16 protein-coding genes are annotated in these 16,861 nt (G+C 64.4%); 6 read left to right on the top strand and 10 right to left on the bottom strand.

What is annotated here, in order from left to right; genetic code table 11:
* A partial coding sequence (locus tag ACLP2E_RS20340) for a hypothetical protein (protein ID WP_442466941.1) occupies positions 1 to 182 on the bottom strand: 182 nt, incomplete at its 3' end.
* Positions 183 to 401: 219 nt separating this feature from the next.
* On the opposite strand from ACLP2E_RS20340, the gene ACLP2E_RS20335 reads away from it, so the two are divergent.
* Positions 402 to 551, top strand: coding sequence for a hypothetical protein (locus ACLP2E_RS20335; protein ID WP_442462201.1), 150 nt, complete (start codon positions 402 to 404; stop codon positions 549 to 551).
* 130 nt (positions 552 to 681) lie between these two features.
* On the opposite strand, the gene ACLP2E_RS20330 is transcribed toward ACLP2E_RS20335, so the two are convergent.
* The 9 genes from ACLP2E_RS20330 to ACLP2E_RS20290 form a co-directional block, all read right to left on the bottom strand.
* The gene (locus ACLP2E_RS20330; protein WP_442462202.1) at positions 682 to 2,082 is read right to left on the bottom strand and encodes an NAD(P)(+) transhydrogenase (Re/Si-specific) subunit beta; all 1,401 of its coding nucleotides are present in this window, start codon (positions 2,080 to 2,082) and stop codon (positions 682 to 684) included.
* A gap of 5 nt (positions 2,083 to 2,087) precedes the next feature.
* Positions 2,088 to 2,534: a proton-translocating transhydrogenase family protein gene (locus ACLP2E_RS20325; protein ID WP_442462203.1), complete on the bottom strand. Its 447-nt coding sequence runs from the start codon at positions 2,532 to 2,534 to the stop codon at positions 2,088 to 2,090.
* A 53-nt stretch (positions 2,535 to 2,587) separates the two neighbouring features.
* The gene (locus ACLP2E_RS20320) at positions 2,588 to 3,724 is read right to left on the bottom strand and encodes a Re/Si-specific NAD(P)(+) transhydrogenase subunit alpha (protein ID WP_442462204.1); all 1,137 of its coding nucleotides are present in this window, start codon (positions 3,722 to 3,724) and stop codon (positions 2,588 to 2,590) included.
* A gap of 79 nt (positions 3,725 to 3,803) precedes the next feature.
* Positions 3,804 to 3,962 carry an aa3-type cytochrome c oxidase subunit IV gene (locus tag ACLP2E_RS20315; protein WP_442462205.1) on the bottom strand — a complete coding sequence of 53 codons (159 nt, stop codon included), beginning with the start codon at positions 3,960 to 3,962 and terminating at the stop codon, positions 3,804 to 3,806.
* Positions 3,963 to 4,111: 149 nt separating this feature from the next.
* Positions 4,112 to 5,467 (bottom strand): ABC1 kinase family protein, encoded by a 1,356-nt coding sequence (locus ACLP2E_RS20310; RefSeq protein ID WP_442466940.1) that lies wholly within the window; start codon positions 5,465 to 5,467, stop codon positions 4,112 to 4,114.
* A 4-nt stretch (positions 5,468 to 5,471) separates the two neighbouring features.
* Positions 5,472 to 6,023 (bottom strand): YbhB/YbcL family Raf kinase inhibitor-like protein, encoded by a 552-nt coding sequence (locus ACLP2E_RS20305; protein ID WP_442466939.1) that lies wholly within the window; start codon positions 6,021 to 6,023, stop codon positions 5,472 to 5,474.
* Positions 6,024 to 6,039: 16 nt separating this feature from the next.
* Positions 6,040 to 7,005, bottom strand: a complete 966-nt coding sequence (locus ACLP2E_RS20300) for an alpha/beta fold hydrolase (RefSeq protein WP_442462208.1) — start codon at positions 7,003 to 7,005, stop codon at positions 6,040 to 6,042.
* Positions 7,006 to 7,078: 73 nt separating this feature from the next.
* On the bottom strand, positions 7,079 to 7,882 hold the full coding sequence (locus ACLP2E_RS20295; protein WP_442466938.1) for an SDR family NAD(P)-dependent oxidoreductase: 804 nt from the start codon (positions 7,880 to 7,882) through the stop codon (positions 7,079 to 7,081).
* Positions 7,883 to 7,927: 45 nt separating this feature from the next.
* On the bottom strand, positions 7,928 to 9,772 hold the full coding sequence (locus ACLP2E_RS20290) for a M3 family oligoendopeptidase (protein WP_442462210.1): 1,845 nt from the start codon (positions 9,770 to 9,772) through the stop codon (positions 7,928 to 7,930).
* Between the two features lie 234 nt (positions 9,773 to 10,006).
* Between ACLP2E_RS20290 and ACLP2E_RS20285 the strand changes: the two genes are divergently transcribed.
* The 5 genes from ACLP2E_RS20285 (at position 10,007) to ACLP2E_RS20265 (ending at position 16,690) form a co-directional block, all read left to right on the top strand.
* The gene (locus ACLP2E_RS20285) at positions 10,007 to 11,479 is read left to right on the top strand and encodes a sigma-54-dependent transcriptional regulator (protein WP_442466942.1); all 1,473 of its coding nucleotides are present in this window, start codon (positions 10,007 to 10,009) and stop codon (positions 11,477 to 11,479) included.
* Positions 11,480 to 11,682: 203 nt separating this feature from the next.
* Complete coding sequence (locus tag ACLP2E_RS20280; protein ID WP_442463988.1) at positions 11,683 to 13,161, top strand: L,D-transpeptidase family protein; 1,479 nt, start codon at positions 11,683 to 11,685, stop codon at positions 13,159 to 13,161.
* Between the two features lie 254 nt (positions 13,162 to 13,415).
* Positions 13,416 to 15,107, top strand: coding sequence for a DUF882 domain-containing protein (locus tag ACLP2E_RS20275; RefSeq protein WP_442463987.1), 1,692 nt, complete (start codon positions 13,416 to 13,418; stop codon positions 15,105 to 15,107).
* Between the two features lie 126 nt (positions 15,108 to 15,233).
* A complete protein-coding gene (locus tag ACLP2E_RS20270) occupies positions 15,234 to 15,434 on the top strand; it encodes a hypothetical protein (protein WP_442466937.1) in 201 nt (66 codons plus the stop codon).
* Between the two features lie 50 nt (positions 15,435 to 15,484).
* On the top strand, positions 15,485 to 16,690 hold the full coding sequence (locus tag ACLP2E_RS20265) for an SGNH/GDSL hydrolase family protein (protein WP_442466936.1): 1,206 nt from the start codon (positions 15,485 to 15,487) through the stop codon (positions 16,688 to 16,690).
* The last annotated feature ends 171 nt before the right edge of the window (positions 16,691 to 16,861 follow it).

Genomic DNA, 16,861 nt, shown 5'->3' with positions numbered 1-16,861 from the left:
CCGTCGTGCAGCACGAATTTCGGCTTTCCCGCGCCGGCAGCGCGCATCTGCTCGGTCAGGCCGATCTCGCCCCAATGTTGCAGCAGTTCCGGCTCCTTTTTCGGCAGGCCGGCGCGCATGGGAAAATCGGTTCGCGGGAGATAGAGAGTCGCGGAATAATCGGGGCCCGTTTTTTCGGTCATTTATCAAACTCGAGGAGAATCGGAGGCGACGAGGTCGTGCGGAACATCCCGGCGCGCGTCTGGAAAAACTCAGGCGCGTACCGGGCCGATAATTCGCCGGGAGAAAGAACGGGCAAGGCAAGAAAGGGCAAGGAACCTCATGGCGCCTTTTAACAAGAATTTTCCGCCCTGATAAAGGGCGCATCTTCCTTTAGTCGGAATTTTCTGGATTTGGCGGGCATGCCGACCAGCCAAGTCTGCCCAGATCATCGCATGTTTCGCGCCGAGATCCGCCAGCCGCCAGGTTTGCGCGGAAAAAACTCCGTAATCGCGCTCGCCGGACCCGAAAAGCTCCCCTCCTCCACCACCGCAAGCATGACCTGCAATTGATCGAGGGTAGGATGGGGCTCCGCCATGGCTCGGAGCAAGAAAAAAACAAAGAGGCGCGGCTTTTCGCCGCGCCTGGATATGTTCACAAAATGGCCGCTAAAAGCGAGGACAGGGAAGGCCGAGCCCGACCTTAGTGCGACATCGCCTTGAGGATGCTCTCGACCACTTTCTTGGCGTCGCCGAACAGCATCATCGTATTGTCCTTGAAGAACAATTCGTTCTCGACGCCGGCATAGCCGGAGCTCATGCCGCGCTTGATGAACATCACCGTCTTGGCCTTTTCGACATCGAGGATCGGCATGCCGTAAATGGCCGAGGTCTTGTCGGTCTTGGCCGCAGGATTGGTCACGTCATTGGCGCCGATCACGAAGGCCACGTCGGCCTGCGAGAATTCGGAATTGATGTCCTCGAGTTCAAACACTTCGTCATAGGGCACATTGGCTTCCGCCAGCAGCACGTTCATATGGCCGGGCATGCGGCCCGCCACCGGATGGATGGCGTACTTGACCTCGACGCCTTCCTTTTTCAACTCCTCGGCCATTTCACGCAAAGCGTGCTGGGCCTGGGCCACGGCCATGCCATAGCCCGGCACGATGATGACCTTCGACGAGTTCTGCAGGATATAGGCCGCATCATCCGGCGAGCCGCGCTTGACGGGACGGTTTTCCACCGCGCCCGCCGCCACCGCCGTATCGCCGCCAAAACCGCCGAGGATGACGGAGATGAAGGAGCGATTCATTGCCTTGCACATGATGTAGGACAGAATCGCGCCCGATGAGCCGACCAGGGCGCCGGTGATGATCAGCGCCAGATTGCCGAGCGTGAAGCCGATGCCCGCCGCCGCCCAGCCCGAGTAGGAATTGAGCATCGAGACGACGACCGGCATGTCCGCGCCGCCGATCGGAATGATCAGCAACACGCCAAGCGCCAGCGAAACCAGCACGATCAGCAGGAACAGGAAAGCCGAGCCCGTGCCGTAAAAGCCGGCGATAAACAGCACCAAAGCCCCAGCAAGGCAGATGTTGATCAGATGGCGTTGCGGCAGCATGATCGGCTTGCCCGACATGCGCCCGTCGAGTTTCAGGAAGGCGATGATCGAACCGGTGAAGGTCAATGCGCCAATGGCCGCGCCGAGCGACATTTCGATCAGGCTGGCGGGATGGATATTGCCGGGCGAGCCGATGCCGAAAGCCTGCGGTGCGAACAGGGCGCCCGCCGCCACCAGCACGGCGGCGAGTCCGACCAGCGAGTGGAAGAACGCCACCAGCTGCGGCATCTTGGTCATTTCGATCTTGCGCGCGAGGTAGGAGCCGAAGCCGCCGCCGATCGCCAGACCGAAGATCACGAGCAGCCAGCCGCCAAAACCGGCAGGCGCGCGCAAGGCCAGGGTGGTGACGATGGCGATCGCCATGCCGACCATGCCGAACAGATTGCCCTGGCGCGACGTGGTGGGGTGCGACAGGCCGCGAAGGGCGAAAATGAACAGGACGCCCGAAACAAGATAAAGGAAGGCCGCAAGATTGACGTTCATGGACCTCAGCCCTTCTTCTTGTACATGGCCAGCATGCGCTCGGTGACGAGGAAGCCGCCAAAGATGTTCACCGAGGCGAGCACCAGAGCGATGAAGCCGAAAATACGCGCCCAGGCCGGGCCGTTATCCATGGCGCCGGCGGCGTCGACGCCGACCGACAGGAGCGCGCCGACCACGATCACCGAGGAAATGGCGTTGGTCACCGACATCAGCGGCGTGTGCAAGGCCGGGGTCACCGACCAGACCACGTAATAGCCGACGAAGATCGCCAGGACGAAGATCGCCAGGCGGAAGACGAAGGGATCGAGCGCGCCGCCGCTGGCGGCATGGGCCGCGGCGCCGGCGGTGTCGGCGACCTGATCGGCGTAAGACTGCGCGGCGTCAGCGGCGGCGCGCGCCGCCGTTGCCGCGGCCTGCGCCCGATCGACCAGAGTTTGAGTGTCAATAGCCATGAAATTCGCCCCTCTCCTGGGCTAACGAAACGGATTGGACGGGAATGGCGGTCTCAATGAGCCGCGAAGGCGGGATGGACGATGGCGCCGTCGCGCGTCAGCAGGGTCGCCTTGACCAGCTCGTCCTGCGGATCGATCTTCAGCGACTTGCTTTCCTTGTCGATCAAGGTTTCGAGGAAGGCGAACAGGTTTTTCGCGTAAAGCTGCGAGGCGGTGGCGGCGAGGCGGCCGGCAATATTGAGATGGCCGATAATCGTCACGTGATTTTCGGTCTTCACCACTTCGCCCGGCTTGGTCAGGGCGCAATTGCCGCCGCGCTCCGCCGCCAGATCGACGATGACCGAACCGGGGCGCATCGAGGCGACCATTTCCGCCGTGATCAGCACCGGCGCGGGACGCCCGGGGATCAGTGCGGTGGTGACGACGATATCCTGCTTGGCGATGTGCGTGGTGGTCAGGGCGGCCTGCTTGGCCTGATACTCTTTCGACATCTCCTTGGCGTAGCCGCCCGCCGTCTGCGCCTGCTTGAATTCGTCGTCTTCGACCGCCAGGAATTTCGCGCCAAGCGATTCCACTTGCTCCTTGGTGGCAGGACGCACGTCGGTCGCGGTGACGACGCCGCCGAGGCGGCGCGCCGTGGCGATGGCCTGCAGGCCGGCGACGCCGACGCCCATGATGAAGATTTTCGCTGCCGGCACCGTGCCCGCCGCCGTCATCATCATCGGAATGGCGCGGCCATATTCCGCCGCCGCTTCCAGCACGGCGCGGTAGCCGGCGAGATTGGCCTGGGAGGACAACACGTCCATGACCTGGGCGCGGGTGATGCGCGGCATCAATTCCATGGCGAAGGCGCGGACTTGCGCCCCGGCCAGGCGCTGCAGGGCCTCCTGCTGGCCATAGGGATCCATGATCGCGATGACCGCCGCGCCCGGATGGACGCCGGAGAGAGCGGAAGCCTCCGGACGGCGCACCGCCAGCACCACGTCGGCGTCCTTGACGGTCGCCGCGGCGTCGGCGGCGATCCGCGCGCCGACTTTTTCGTAATCGCCGTCGAGCAGGCCCGAGCCTATGCCGGCGCCCGATTGCACGACGACATCGGCGCCCAAGGCGACGAATTTCTTGACGGTTTCTGGCGTCGCCGCGACGCGCGCTTCATTGGCGGCGGTCTCGGCAGGAACGGCTATGCGCATGAACAGCTCCAGATGGCCCGCGTCAGGCGGGTCTTGAAAGATGCGCGCGAGGCCGCGCGCTCAAACCTTGAGTGGGATTCTAAAGCGTGAGGAAAGCCAGCAGCAGCACCGCGCAAACGACCCCGACCGCGCCCCACTTCATCAGGTGGGTGAAAAACCGGTAGGTCTCCAGGTGCGCCGGATAATCCATCGCCGAATGGCCGTCGCCGGCGCCCGCCATGATTTGGTCCGCAGCCATATGTTCTCCCCTCAAGCGAAATTCTATCTTGCGAGCGTTGCTGGCACTGTTTTCCCAAAAGGACAGGACCAAGGCAACTGTTATTAGGTCGGTGTTCAAAAAACGGCTAAAACCGGACCTAACCCGTTACGCTGACTCCAGGCGAAAAGTCAAAGTCCAATCTGTTGCAAAGCCGTTTTCTGACGCGAAGCAAGCGTATCGGGATCGAAATCCTCCAGCGCCGCCTCGAACAGGGCGTGGAAATTCAGCCGCGCGGCCAGATGCAGGAAGGCGCCGCCGAGGCCGATGGCGGCGCGGTCCATGAACACGAATTCGCGCGGAATCCGCACCGGGCCCTTTTCGCGCAATTTCGCATGGACCAGGGCCGCCTCGCGCCGCCCATAGGCCCCCGCCTTGACGCCGTCGGCGATGGTGCGGACGCGGTCGTCGAGCAATGGGCCCAGAATGAAACGCGCCCATATGGTCAGAGCCTCGATCAGATCGCCGTTGAGGCCGCGAAAGCCCCAGGTTTCGTAAGCCTGCGCGATCTGGTCGCGGTTCCCGGCGCTTAACGCCCGATAAAGCTGGACGACGCCGCCAACGAAGGACGGCGAGAAAATGCGGACGCAGCCATAGTCGAGCAGATTGATCCCCCCGATCGCGCCGTCCTGGCGAAAAACCGTGTAATTGCCGAGATGCGGGTCGCCGTGGATGACGCCGTATTGCGCGAAAGGCGCCCACCAGGCGGCGAAAATCGCCTTGGCCGCCGCGTTGCGCTCTTCCTCCGGCGCGCCGAGGACGCCGAGTATTTTCTCGCCTTGCAGCCAGTCCAGCGTCAGCAGCCGCCCGGTGGAAAGCGCCTCGAACACGCCGGGAACCCGCACTTCGTCGTGTTCGGCCAGCATCAGCCGGTAGAGAAGCGCGTGTTTCGCCTCGCGGCGGTAATCCAGTTCCTCGCGCAGCCGTTCCGCGACTTCCTGCACGGCGTCTCGCGCGTCGATCGCCGGATCGAGCCGCCGGTGCAGCGCCAAGGCCAGATCGAGCTGGGCGAGATCGGCTTCTACCGCCGAGGCCATGTCGGGATATTGCAGCTTGCAGGCGACCTCTTCCCCCGCCAGCGTTTTGGCGCGGTGGACCTGGCCGAGCGAGGCCGCGGCGGCGGGATGCAGGTCGAAAGCGGCGAATTTCTCGCGCCAGTCCGGCCCCAGTTCGGCGGCCATCCGGCGCCGGACGAAAGCCGCCCCCATCGGCGGAGCCTCGCTTTGCAGGCTGGCCAGAGCGTCTGCGTAATCGGCGGGCAAGGCCTCTGGAATGGTGGCGATGAGTTGCGCCGCCTTCATCAACGGGCCCTTCAGTCCGCCGAGGGCGCGGGCGAGCGCCAGGGCGTCGCCGTCGCCGGCGTTCCCAAAATTCTGGCCGAACAGCCGCCCGCCAGCCAGCCGCGCGGCGAATCCTCCCGCCTGCGCGCCGATCGCCAGATAGCGCGCGGCGCGGGCCGAAAGACGATTGGTCTCGTCATCCTTCATTGAATCATCGCCCGAAAACCCCGGTCAGCGTCGTATTGTCGAGCGCATTGGCGTTGATGAGAAAACCTGCCAGCGACGCGGTGGCGTTGGGCGCGATCTCCAGCTTTTCGGTCTTCAACGCGTAAATCGTGAAACGGTAGCGATGCGGCTTGTCGCCCTTGGGCGGACAGGGGCCGCCATAGCCGGGTTTGCCGAAATCGGTGGTCCATTCCACCGCGCCTTGGGGAAGACCCTTGCCGTTCTTGCCGACGCCCTCGGGCAGGCCGGTCACCGATGCGGGAATATTATAGATGATCCAGTGCCAGAAGCCCGCCCCGCCGGTCGGCGCGTCGGGATCGTGCACCATGATGGCGAAACTCTTGGTCCCGGCGGGCGGATCGCTCCAGCTCAGGGCCGGCGAGAGATTGCCTCCGGCGCAGCCGAAGCCCTGGTAAACATGTTTTTCGGCAATCGTCCCGCCATTGGAAAAAGCCGGGCTTTTCAACTCAAAAGCCCAGGCTCCCACAGCGGAGCCGACGGCCAGCGCCGCCGATAATAATAATCTTTTCAAAGCCATGTCATTCTCCTGATCGTCACCCGGCGTCCAGCCGCTGCAAACTCTTGCGGATAAAACTTTCGGTGGCGCGGGGCTGGGTCACCGGCAGCATATGGCCGCCGTCGATGATCGTCAGCTCGGCTTGGGGGTATTGCGCACAAAAAACCTCGCCCTGGGCTTTCGGGTCGAGCAACTGGTCCTGCGCGCCGAAAAGAATGGCGACCGGCGTTTTGAGAGAGGAATAGCGCGCCGCCATGACCGGCAGCTCCCGGGGCTGGTCTTTTATGTCGCGCGCGGCGGCGACGAGCGCGGCCGGGCGCGTGGAAAGAATCGCCCCGCCGCGATTCCAGTAATCTGGCGCCATGGGTTCCGGAGCGAACACGGTTTTTCGCGCTGTGTTCGACGACATGAGGGTGACGACCGGGCCTAGCGTCCAGGCGCCTAGCCAGATCGCCAGACGGGAGTGGAGCGCCAGCGCGCCGAAAGGCTTTGGCGGCGCCGCGACCGGCTGGGTCAAGGGCGCGATAAGGGCAAGGCCGCTCAAGCTTGATGAATGGTCGAGCGCCAGAGCCAGGGCGACGGCGCCGCCGAGCGAATGGCCGACGACCAGCGGCTTTTGCAACTTCAGCGTCTCGATGGCCTTGGCCACGAGGTCGCCCTGCGCCTTGAGGCTCTGTGACGGCGCCGCCGGCGAATAGCCTGAGCCGGGCCGGTCGATCAGCACTACCCGCCGCTCCGGAAAGAGTGGGGCAAGGGCATAGGACAGATTGGCGAGTTGGCCCATCAGCCCGTGGATGAACAGTATCGGCGGCTGCCGCTGGCCCGGTTTTTCGCCGCTGTCGAACACATGCAGGCGCAATCCGTCGACTTCGATGAAACGGCCCTGCGGGGGAACGAGCGCCTCGATGAACCGGGACAATGCGATATTAAAAAGGGCCAAAGCCCCGACCGCGAACACTCCCCAGAACAGCAGGGAGATCAGCAAAATCAAAAGCGCAAGCAAGCTCGCCTCCTTTCAATCCGCTGGCGAAAATCGCCAGCGAGATTTTCGTCAGGCCGGTGGCGCCGGTCGACGGTCAAAGCAGTTTGCTCAAAATATGATAGTTGGATATGGGCGCCAGCCGCTCGGTCAGCGCCACGAATTTGGCGTCGCCGCCGACAAGGACGCGCGGGCGCCGTGCTTCGATGGCCTTGACAATGATCTCGCCAGCCTCGCGAGGCGGCATTTTCAGCTTTTTTTCAAATTCTCCCGTCAGGCGCGTCCGCTCGTCCGGTCCAATGGCGCTGGAAATGCGAGCCCGTTTGGCGATGGACGTGGCGACGCCGCCGGGATGCGCCACCGTGACGCCGACCGAGGAGCCCGCCAACTCGAGCCGCAGGGCGTTGGAAAAGCCGCGAACGGCGAACTTGCTGGCGCAATAGGCGGCCTGTCCGGGCACGGAAATGAGCCCGAAGACACTGGAAATATTGACGATCTGCGCCTCCGGCCTGTTGCGCAGAAATGGCAGGAAGGCGCGCGTCATCCGCACTAGGCCGTGGAAATTGATCTCGAACAGCCAGTCGAAATCCGCCTCGCTCACCTGCTCGAACGTTCCCGCGAGGGCGACGCCGGCGTTATTGACGAGAATATCGACGCTCTCATGCGCCGCGAAAACACGCTGCGGCAGCAGCGCCACCCCTTCCCGATCGGCGACGTCGAGTGGCTCCTCGCTGGTGCGCACGCCGTTTTGCGCGGCCAGATCGCAAGTTTCCGCCAATCCCAGAGGATCGACGTCAACCAGAGCGAGGCTGCAGCCCCTTCGCGCCAGAGAGAGGGAAATGGCGCGGCCGATGCCGCTCCCCGCGCCCGTGACAAGTGCGGTTTTTCCTTGCAGATCCATCGATCCCCAATGTGGCGGGAGGAAAGGCTTGAGCGCCGCATAATGTCAGATCGCGACTTTCTCCAATTCGTCGATCAGGCCCTCGATCATCGACAGGCCGATGTCCCAGAAGGCCGGGTCGCGCGCGTCCAGGCCGAAAGGTTTCAGCAATTCGCTGTAATGTTTCGAGCCTCCCGCCGACAGGAGGGCGAAGTACTTCTCGACAAAGCCAGGCTCCGCCTTCTGGTAAACGCCGTATAGCGAATTGACCAGGCAATCGCCGAAAGCATAGGCGTAGACATAGAAGGGAGAGTGGATGAAATGTGGAATATAGGCCCAGAAAGTCTCATATCCCTCGCCGAGCTCGATCGACGGGCCGAGGCTTTCCGCTTGCACGCTCATCCATAATTCGCATATTTTCTCGGCGGTCAGTTCGCCCTGCTTGCGCTCCTCGTGCAACTTGCGCTCGAAGGAATAGAAAGCGATCTGCCGCACCACCGTATTGAGCATGTCCTCGACCTTCGAGGCCAGCATGGCGCGTTTTTCGCGGGGATCTTTCGCCTCGGCCAGCAGGCTGCGAAAGGTCAGCATTTCGCCAAACACCGAGGCGGTCTCCGCCAAAGTCAGCGGCGTCGGCGCCATCAGCGGGCCATTCGGCGCGGCCAGCACCTGGTGCACGCCATGGCCAAGCTCATGCGCCAGCGTCATGACGTCGCGGGGCTTGCCCTGGTAATTCAGCAGCACATAGGGATGGACGGAAGGGCTGGTCGGATGGGCGAAGGCGCCGGGCGCCTTGCCGGGCCGCACCGGCGCGTCGATCCATTTCCGGTCGAAGAATTTCTGCGCTATTTCCGCCATGCGCGGCGAAAAGTCGCCATAGGCGTTGAGCACGGCGGCCCGCGCCTGCGCCCAGTCGTAGTTCTTCTGCGGCGCGTCGGGCAAAGGCGCGTTGCGATCCCAGTGCGACAGCTTTTCCTTGCCGAACCAGCGCGCCTTGAGCTTGTAATAACGGTGCGACAGGCGCGGATAAGCGGCGCGCACCGCCGCGACCATCGCCTCCACCACTTCCGGCTCGACGCGATTGGAAAGGTGGCGCGATTCCGCAACATCCTTGAAGCCGCGCCAGGTGTCGGAAATGTCCTTGTCCTTGGCCAGGACGTTGGAAATCAGGGTGAAAACGCGCAGGTTCGCCTTCAGCGTCGCGCCGATGGCGTTCGAGGCCTTTTCGCGCAAGGCGGGATCGGGGTCCTGGAACAGGTTGAGCACGGGCTCCAACGTCAGTTCCCGGCCATCGACCTCGAACCGCAAGGAGGCGATGGTTTCGTCGAACAGCCGGTTCCAGGCGGCGTGGCCGGTGACCGACTTTTCATGGAACAATTGCTCGATGCGGTCTTCCAGCTGAAAGGGCTTCTCCTTGCGCAAATCCTCGATCCACGGCCGGTAATGCGACAAGGGCGCCTGCGCCATCGCGCGTTCCAGCGCGGCGTCGTCGATCCGGTTCAGCTCCAGCTGGAAGAACAGCAGGTCGGTCGAGGCGGCGGTGACCCGCTCCTGGGCGTCGCCATAGAATTTCGCCCGCACGGGATCGACCGTGTCCTCGGCGTAGGACAGGCCGGCAAAGGACATGATGCGCGTGATCAGGTCGTCGATCGCCTCGTAGCGGCGAACAGCGTCGTAAAGCTCTTTCGAGGCTTCCGGTCCCTCGAGCAGCCGCGGCAGGGCGCCGCGGTAGCAGGCGGCGAATTCCCGGCACTCATGCGCCACTTTCTTCAAATCCTCGGCATAAGCCGGGCTGTCTAGGCCGCTGTAGAGATCGTCGAGCCGCCAGACCGGCAAATCCGTCGCCTTTTCCTCGGATCGGGCGCCGGAACTTTCCGGATGGCGGGGGAACGTCGGAGAAAAAAGGGTCATGGCGCTCGCGGCTTTGCGGAAGATTCGTCCAAGGTTCGCACCAAGCATATTGGCGCGCAAGTCGCGTCGATCAACCCGCTCGCTTTTCAATCTGGATCACGCAACGTCAAAGATCCCCACACCTCCGCCCGCACCGCGCGGACGCGGGAGGGAAATCGCCGGCATTAACACCGCATTTACCGTAATCGCGCAGCATGGGGGAGGCGGAAGCTCCGCCGCAACGAAAGCGCCATGATGATTCCGACCGTTTTGATCGCCGACGACGACCCCGTCCAGCGCCGCCTGCTCGAAGCCATGGTGCGGCGCTTCGGCTACGAGACGGAGACGGCGGAGGGCGGCGAGGCGGCGCTGGCGAGGTTGCAGGCCTGCGACCAGGCCCGGGTCGATCTGCTGATACTCGATCTCGTCATGCCCGATCTCGACGGAATGGGCGTGCTGGAGCGGATGCGCGAGCGGAAAATCGAAACGCCCGTGATCGTGCAGACGGCCCATGGCTCGATCGAGGCGGTGATTTCGGCGATGCGGGCGGGAGCGCTGGATTTCGTGGTCAAGCCGGTCGGCGCCGAGAGATTGCAGATTTCGATCAAGAACGCCTTGCGTTTCGACGCCCTGGAGGGCGAAATTCGCCGCATCGGCCGCAAGGCGGCGGGACAGCTGACTTTCAAGGACATTTTTTCGCGCGGCGAGGACATGCTGCGGGCGATACGGCTTGGGGAGCGCGCGGCCAAGAGCAATATCCCGGTGCTGATCGAGGGCGAGTCCGGCGTCGGCAAGGAATGGATGGCGCGCGCCGTCCAGGGCGCCTCCGACCGGCGCGGCAAGGCCTTCGTCACCGTCAATTGCGGCGCGCTGCCGCAGAATCTGGTCGAATCCATCCTGTTCGGCCATGAGAAGGGCGCCTTTACCGGCGCCTCGGAAAAACACGTCGGCAAATTCGTAGAAGCCAACGGCGGCACGCTTTTCCTCGATGAAGTCGGAGAATTGCCGCTGGAAACCCAGGTCAAGCTTTTGCGGGCCCTGCAGGAGGGCGAGATCGACCCGGTGGGGGCGCGAAAGCCGGTGCGCGTGGACGTGCGGCTGATCTCCGCCACCAACCAGAATCTGATCGAACTGGTCAAGAAGGGCCGTTTCCGGGAGGATCTCTATTATCGCCTGAACGTCTTCCCCATCGCCGTTCCGCCCTTGCGCGCCCGTCGCGGCGACGTCGCCGACCTGGCGCGGCGCTTTCTCGCCCGATTCGCCGCCGAGGAAGGCAAGAGGCTGCGCGGCCTCACCTCCGAGGCCTTGGCCCTGCTGTCCGCCTATGACTGGCCGGGTAATGTCCGCCAGCTGGAAAACGCCATGTTCCGCGCCGTGGTCCTGGCCGATGGCGACGAATTGACCGTGGCCGAGTTTCCGCAGATCGCCGCCCAGGTGGAGGGATTCGACGTCAGGGTGCCGCCGGCGCCCGCGCCGGTCGCCCAGTCCCATCGCGAAATCGTGCGCATCGAGATGCGCGACCCCAATGTCTTGCGCCTGCTCGATGAAAATGGCGACGTGCGCCGGCTGGAAGCGCTGGAGGAATCGACAATCCGCTTCGCTTTGTCGCATTATCGTGGCCAAATGTCGGAAATGGCGCGAAAGCTCGGCATCGGCCGCTCGACGCTCTATCGCAAGATGAAGGATTACGGCCTCGACGAAGGCGCCGAGGGCGCCAACGCCGCTTGAACGGGGCTGTTGCTGCGGCGCAACGCGGGAGCAAAATGTCGGTCGCCTGGCTTTGTGGCCGACCGCCACGGCAGATTTGATACCCCGCCTTAAATGGATTTTGGTAACAAGGGTTTTCGTCAGTGGCCGACTTGCGCCGGCGCGAGCTATGGCTTTCCCGCCGGGGCGTAACCATCTGACGATCTGGAAGGAAAGGGCGCCTCATGTTTACGCTTGGCTCGGCCGCCCGGCATATTCGGGCCGCGACGCTAGCCTTGGCCGCGACGCTCGCTGGTGTAACGACGCTTGCGCCGATCAATGCCGGCTGGGCGCAGGACGCCACGGCGCCGCCAGTCGACGAAGGCCAGTCCGACGCGCCGGCGGCGACGGAGGTTCAAGCCCCGCAAAAACCTTCGTTCAACCGCGCCATCCGCGCCGCATTGATCCGCGCCGGCGGCGAATCCGGCCAGGCGAACCCGCAATCACGCGCCCAGCGGCAGGCGCTCGACGCCTATTACGCCAGCCGCGGCGATGCTCCGGTCTGGCTCGCCAACGGCGAATGGACTCCCGCCGCCCGCGCCGTGTTCCGGCGCTTGCAGCAAGCTTCCGAGGATGGCCTCGATCTGAGCGCCTATCGCGTGTTTTCGCTGGATCGCGGGCAGGAAACGTCGCTGGCGCTCGCCGACGTCGCCTTGTCCGAGGCGGTCGCCGCCTATGCCTTCCAGGCCAGCGGCGGGCGCCTCGACCCGGGGCAGATTTCCCGGCTGATCCACGCGCGCCCAAACGTGGTCGGACCGGCGCAGGCGCTGGACGAAACCTCGCGGGCGCTCGACGCCGATCACATGCTGCAATCCTTCAACCCGAGCCAGGCCGGCTATCTCGCCTTGCGCGAAAAACTGGCGCTATGGCGCGCGGCTTCGGCGCCGGTGGCGCTGCTGGCGGCGATCGAATCGAAACATCATGCCAGCGACGCCGTCCGCGCCATCGCGCCGCGAAAAAATGCCGCGATGGAAGCGGAAATCGTCACCAACATGGAATTCTGGCGCTGGCAGCCGCGTGATCTCGGCGCCGACCGGCTGATGGTCAATATTCCGGAATTTTCCGCGCGGCTTTACCGCGCCGACGCCGAAATCTTGAATACGCGCGTCATTGTCGGCAAGCCGGATAAGCCGACGCCGCTGTTTTCCAACCGGATGGAATATCTGATCGTCAATCCGTCGTGGAACGTGCCGCAATCGATCATCAAGAACGAAATGACCGGCAAGCTGGATTCCCTTCGGCGCATGGGCTACGACGTCGAATATGTCAATGGGCGCCTGCATGTCCGCCAGCCGCCGGGCGAGAAAAACGCCCTGGGTCGGATCAAGTTCATCTTCCCCAACGATTACGCGGTCTATCTGCACGACACGCCGACGCGCCAATTGTTCGCCCAATCCCGCCGCGCCTTCAGCCACGGTTGCGTGCGCGTCGACCAGCCGTTCAGGCTGGCCGAGGCCCTGCTGCGTCCGGAGCGAGGCTGGAGCGAGGCTCGGCTGAAGAAAATGCTGGGGAAAAACGAGCGGCAGGTTCGGCTGCCCGAACCGCTGCCGATCCATCTGGTCTATTTCACCATGACGGTCGACGATGGCGGCGAATTGCGGCGTTTCGAGGATGTTTACGGCTATGCCGGCAAGGCGCGGCAATTGCTTGGCTTGAGCAGCTAAAGGAGCCGGCGGCCATCAAACTCCTGCATAATCTCCGGAAATCGGCTGATTTTCGCTCTTTATCGTTCCCTGGCCGCCTCTTGCGACAAAAAAGCGCGGCTAGATACGATTTTTCGTCGAGCTGTGGCTTTGTCGTGACAGATGCGCTATGTCGGCCTTCGAGTTCGGAAACCGAGCGTTAAGGATTAATCGTCAAACGGTCGGTTTCTCTTTCCCTGGCCTAATCCGCCAAAAAAGCCACGACAGGAGCGCGTTTGATCTCGGTTAGCTTCTCCGCCTTGACCAAAATCGCCGGCCGCCTCGACGCTCGCGGAAAAAAGCTTCGGATTTCCGCCGCTTTCATTGGACTTTTCGTCTCGCTCGCGCCCGACGCCCTCGAATCGGCGGCGGCCAATGGCGATACGCGCACGCTTTTTCTCTATCATTCACACAGCAAGGAAGCGATCGCTGCGACTTTTCGCATCAACGGCCATTACGATGGCGCGATGCTGGAAAAGCTGAACTGGTTTTTGCGCGACTGGCGCACCGACGAACCGACCAAAATGGACCCGCGGCTGTTCGACGCCCTGTGGGAGGCCTACCGTAGCGCCGGACGCAATACCGGGCCGGAAGACCCGATCGTCGTGGTCTCGGCCTACCGCTGCCCGGCCACCAACGCCATGCTGCGCCGCCGCTCGCGCGCCGTGGCCGAACATTCGCAGCATATGCTCGGCAAGGCGATGGATTCCACCATGCCGGGCCTGTCGATGGAAAAGCTGCGCGAGATCGCCATGCGGATGCAACGCGGCGGCGTCGGCTATTATCCCAACGCCAATACGCCCTTCGTGCATATCGACGTCGGCGGCGTGCGCCATTGGCCGCGCATGAGCTACGATCAGCTGGTGCGGCTGTTCCCCGACGGCAAGACCGTGCATCTGCCGTCGAACGGCCATCCCCTCCCCGGTTATGAGGAGGCCCGCGCCGAAATTATCGCCCGCGGCGGCGAGGCGGTTTCGGTGGCCGAAGCCAATGGCGGCGGCATATTCGGCTTTTTCGCCCGGCTTTTCAGCGGCGGCGAGGACCCGGAGGAGGAGATTCGCGAAAGCGTTCCCGTCGCCAAGCCGACCCGTCTCGCCAAGGCCCAAACCGACGACGCCGCAGCAGCAGCGGCCGCCGCCGCCGAGCAGAGGCAGCTGCTGGCCAGCGCGGAAACCAATCTGCCGCGCGGCGAAACCTATATGGGCGCGCCCGATGCCGCCCCCGGCGGCCCGCAGGCGGTGGCCCCGCCGCCTGCGCCCGCCGCGCAGCCGGCCCAGCAGGCGCCGTTGGCCGAGCCGGCGGTCAGGCCCGCGCCGCAGCCTGCCCAGAAGCCGGAGCCCGCGGCCGCCGCCGCGACTGAACGTCCGGGCGCGGAGGAAGAACCGGCAGCCGCCCCGCAACCGGCCGACGCGCAGTCGGCCGACGTCCCTTTGCCGCCGCGCCGCCCCGTTCAGCTCGCTGAGCTTGAGGCGCCGCTGCCGCCGCCGCGTCCGGCCGAGCTGGCCAGGCTGCCGGACGTCATCACCCGCGGATCGGCTCTCGTCCTGCGCCCGTCCTCGACCGGGACCGTCTCTCTCTCCTATGCGTCAACTTCCGTCCCCGCGATCGTGGCCCCGCCGCTGCCGCCGCCGCGTCCCGCCATGCCCCCCCTGCGCGCCGCCGCTCTTGGCAAGGCCGAGGAGGCGCGCGCCGCCAAGGCCGCCGCGACCCAAATGGCGCCGGCGCGCGTCGACCGCGTCGCACTGCAGGCCATGGTCACTTCGACGCCGCAAACGCACGCACGCCCGACCGTCTCCGGCGGCCTGGCCCCCGCGCTGCGCGCCGCCGCCAAAACCGACCTGCTCGCCGCCAACCCGCCGCCGCGCAACCTGCAAAACCATTTTGGCGAGCAGCCAGCGCAGCCGGCCTCGGGTTCCTTCAGCAAATAATCTTTCGCGCGGCGTGGGAAATAGCGCTCGCCGCTTCGTGGTTAACGCTTGCTTAACGCCTTGGGTCCTAGCCTGTCGCCCAAGCCCGATTCTGGGCGAAGCTCCTGACGGGTTGGGAGACAAACAATGATCATGGCCCCGATTTACCGCCGGGAATTCAATGACGTCTGCCGCCGCCACAAAAATCCGGCGCCCTGCCGCTGGCCGCAATTGTTGCGGCTGCTGACTTTGGCCGCCATCGCCGCCGCTTGCGTTTTCGTCACCCTCGCCCCCGAAAGGGTGAAAGCCGGAACGCCTTCGGTCCTGGCTTCGATCGTATCCTTTTAGCGGCCTAGGCCACACTCGCGCAAAAGACCGAAATCGGTTAGGCTCGCCGCATGCCAGCCTTGAGCCGTCCTTCCCGCCCGCCGTCTCGTTCGCGGCTTTTCCCTACCGGTTTCGCCCTTGCGCTGGCGACGATGCTGATTTTGGCCGGTTCGGCGGCGCCGCCGGCCCAGGCGCAGGACGCGGTTTCCGATTTTTTCGGATCGCTGTTCGGGACCCATCGCGCGCCAGCGCCCCGCACGCGCTCCCCTCGACCGACCCGCCATTCAAACCCCCCGCACACGACGAGCTATCCGGCGCCCAGCGCGCCTGCCACGCCCGCCGCCGCTCCGGCCGAGCGGCCGCCGCCGAGTTTCTTCGTCGCCGTCATCGGCGACAGCGAGGCGGGAATGCTGGCGCAGGGGCTGGCGGAAGCTTTCGCCAATGATCCGCGCGTCGCGATACTGAACAGGTCGCGTGAAGACACCGGCCTGGTCCGCCCGGATTTCTTCGACTGGCCGGAAGCGGTGAGCAAGCTGCTCGAAGGCCCGCAGCACATCGACATGGCGGTGATCCAGATCGGCATCAACGACAATCAGAAACTGCGCATCGAAGGCGGCATCGAACCCCTTTCAAAGCCGTTCAACGAAATCTACGCCAAAAGGGTGGAGGAAATCGCCAGCGCCTTCCGCGACAAGAACGTGCCGCTGGTATGGGTCGGCCTGCCGATCATGCGCAGCGAGAGCCTGTCCAACGCCGCTTTGGTGTTCAACGACATCGATCGCCAGTATGCCGGCGCGCTCGGCGCGCGTTTCGTGGATCTTTGGGAGCCCTTCTCCGACGTCGCTTCCGCCTACAAGGCCTGGGGCCCGGACGTAAACGGCGACATCGTGCGCCAGCGCGCCATGGACGGGGTCCATTTCAGCAAGGCCGGGGCGCGCAAGGCGGCGCATTTCGTCGAGCCGGAAATTCGCCATGTGCTGGAAGCGGCGCTGCAACCCGCTCCGGCGCCAGGGGAAGCCGCGCCGTCTTCCGCTCCTTCCCCTTCCGTCAGCCCTGGCGAAAGCGCGCCGCAGGCCGCGCCACAGCCGCCCGAGCCGGTGGCTCCGCCGCCGAAACCGCTGGCGGGAAAGATTGAGCCGCTGACCGATCCCGCCGTCTCGCCGGGCGGCGACTTGAACAAGCCAGGCGGCGCCCTGGCCGACACGCCGACGCCGGCGCCTACCGCTTCCGAGCCGCAACCAGGCCGCGCCGACGATTTTCGCTGGCCGGAGAAATAGCGGCGCTCACTCCTCGATCGGCGCAAAAACCGAAGCGTAAAACTCGATCACGGTCTGGCCGCGCTGGTTGACGCCGCCATTGCGGCTGGTGATCAGGCCGCGACCGGGTTTGGAGGTCGGCCGCTTGGCCACTACCTGGGTGGAAAAACGGATGCGGTCGCCGACCAGCAC

The sequence above is a fragment of the Rhodoblastus sp. genome (genome assembly GCF_052145335.1).
GTDB lineage: Bacteria > Pseudomonadota > Alphaproteobacteria > Rhizobiales > Beijerinckiaceae > Rhodoblastus.
This window is presented reverse-complemented; position numbering and strand designations above follow the sequence as displayed.